Source organism: Corallococcus sp. CA047B, assembly GCF_003612065.1.
In the GTDB taxonomy this organism is placed as follows: Bacteria; Myxococcota; Myxococcia; order Myxococcales; family Myxococcaceae; genus Corallococcus; species Corallococcus praedator.
Map to the genome: position 1 here is coordinate 1 of NZ_RAWD01000614.1, position 1974 is coordinate 1974.

The 1974-nt window shown below is 69.7% G+C and carries 2 protein-coding genes; both read right to left on the reverse strand.

Annotated features, from left to right (window positions below; genetic code table 11):
- A partial coding sequence (locus tag D7X74_RS41580; protein ID WP_147446901.1) for a pitrilysin family protein occupies positions 1–809 on the reverse strand: 809 nt, incomplete at its 3' end.
- A gap of 132 nt (positions 810–941) precedes the next feature.
- Positions 942–1949, reverse strand: a complete 1008-nt coding sequence (locus tag D7X74_RS41585; protein WP_120538431.1) for an NAD(P)-dependent alcohol dehydrogenase — start codon at positions 1947–1949, stop codon at positions 942–944.
- Positions 1950–1974 lie beyond the last annotated feature (25 nt).

Sequence of the window (1974 nt, forward strand, 5' to 3'; positions counted from 1 at the left end):
GGCTGGGCCCAGTCCACGTGGACGGCGCGGGCCTTCGTCTGCGCGGGCTCGGCGGGGATGGCGACGGTGGCCAGCTCGCGCTTCCAGTTGCCGTAGTGCTTCGTCACGGCCTCCAGCACCTGGGCATCGTCGAAGTCACCGACGATGAAGAGGGTGATGTTGGCGGGGGTGTACCAGCGCTCGAAGAAGGTGCGGCTGTACGCGTAGGCCTGCGGCATGGCCTTGATGTCGTCGTAGAAGCCGAGCGTGGTGTGCTGGTACGTGTGGCGGGTGAAGGCCGTCTTCGCCAGGGACTCCTCCATCTTGAGGTCCGGGGCGGCGGCGCTCTTGTGGTACTCGCCGAGCACCGCGAGGGCCTCCGTCTGGAAGGACGGCTCGGAGTACTCCAGGTGCTGGAAGCGGTCCGCTTCCAGGGCGATGAGCTGCGGCAGGCCGGCGGTGGGGCCGTAGGCCTGGTAGACGGTGATGTCGTCGGTGGTGAAGGCGTTGTCGTCGAAGCCGTAGCCTCCGAGGATGCGCTCGCGCTGGCCCTCGGGGTTGGACTTCGTGCCCTTGAACATCATGTGTTCGAAGAAGTGGGCGAAGCCGGTGCGGCCCGGTTCCACCTCGTTGCGGGAGCCCACGCGCACGGAGGTGATGTACGCGACGATGCCGGGCGAGTTGAACGGCACGCGCACCACGGTGAGCCCGTTGGGCAGCTTCGTCGTCTTGAGCGTGTAGGGGAAGAAGCGGGAGGACTCCTGGGGCTGGGCGGAGGCCGGGAGGACCGGCGCCAGCATCAGCAACAGGAGGGGCAACAGGCGGGGCATGCGCGAACCCTTTCGGTGCCGGGCCCGCCCATGTGCTCGCGAGCGCTCCCGGAAGTCGCGCGGGACGTTACGCCCAAGGTCGTGCTCCCAGGGGAGGGATTCTTCGGGCGAAGGCCGCGGTGTCCGCCAGCGTCACACGGAGATGACGATCTTCCCGAAGTGGCCGCCGGACTCCATGTAGCGCAGGGCCTCGCGGGCCTGCTCGAAGGGGAAGACGCGGTCGATGACGGGCCTCGTCTTCTGGGGCGTCATGGCGCGCAGCATGTCCTCGAACATGACGCGGCTGCCCACGTAGGTGCTCACGACGCGCAGATGCTTGCTGCCGGTGACGGCGTTGTCGGGCTTGCCCGGGGCGCCGGTGAGCAGTCCGATGAGCGCGATGTGGCCGCCCTCGCGGGTTGCCTTCACGGACTGGGGCAGCGTCGCGGCGCCGCCGACCTCCAGCACGTGGTCCACGCCCTGGCCGTCCGTGAGCGCGAGGACCTCCTTCGCCCAGTCCGGCGACTTCTTGTAGTTGACGAGCCCCTCCGCGCCGAGCTGCTTTGCCTTCGCCAGCTTGTCGTCGCTGCTGGAGGTGAGGATGACGCGGGCGCCGAGGATGCGGGCGAACTGGAGGGCGAAGATGGACACGCCACCGGTGCCCTGGGCGAGCACTGTCTGCCCGGGCTTGAGGCCACCCTGGGGGACGAGCGCGTTCCAGGTGGTGACCGCGGCGCAGGGGAGGGTGGCGCCCTCTTCGTAGGTGAGCCAGTCGGGCAGGAGCGCGAGCCCCTCGGCGTCCAGGCAGACGTATTGGGCGAGGACGCCGGGAACGCCGCCGCCGAGCGCATGGGCGACCTTCTCCGGGGTGCGCTCACCGTCGGTCCAGACCTGGAAGAACGTGGGGGCGACGCGGTTCCCGACCTTGACGCGGGTGACGCCGGAACCGACGGCGACGACTTCGCCCGCGCCGTCGGAGACGGGGATGACGGGGGGCTTGGTGCCCGGGTAGGTGCCCTTGGCGATGATGAGGTCCCGGTAGTTGAGGGACACGGCGTGGATGCGGACGAGCGCCTGGCCGGGGCCGGGTTGCGGCCGGGGCTTCTCGACGGGGACCCAGCCGTCGATGCCGGTGGTGTGCTGGAGCTCGTACGCCTTCATGGGGGTGACTCCGGGAGGGGAGAGG

Bases quoted from the DNA above. Each gene is read 5' to 3' on its own strand.
- D7X74_RS41585 (WP_120538431.1), bottom strand. From the start codon at position 1,949: ATGAAGGCGTACGAGCTCCAGCACACCACCGGCATCGACGGCTGGGTC.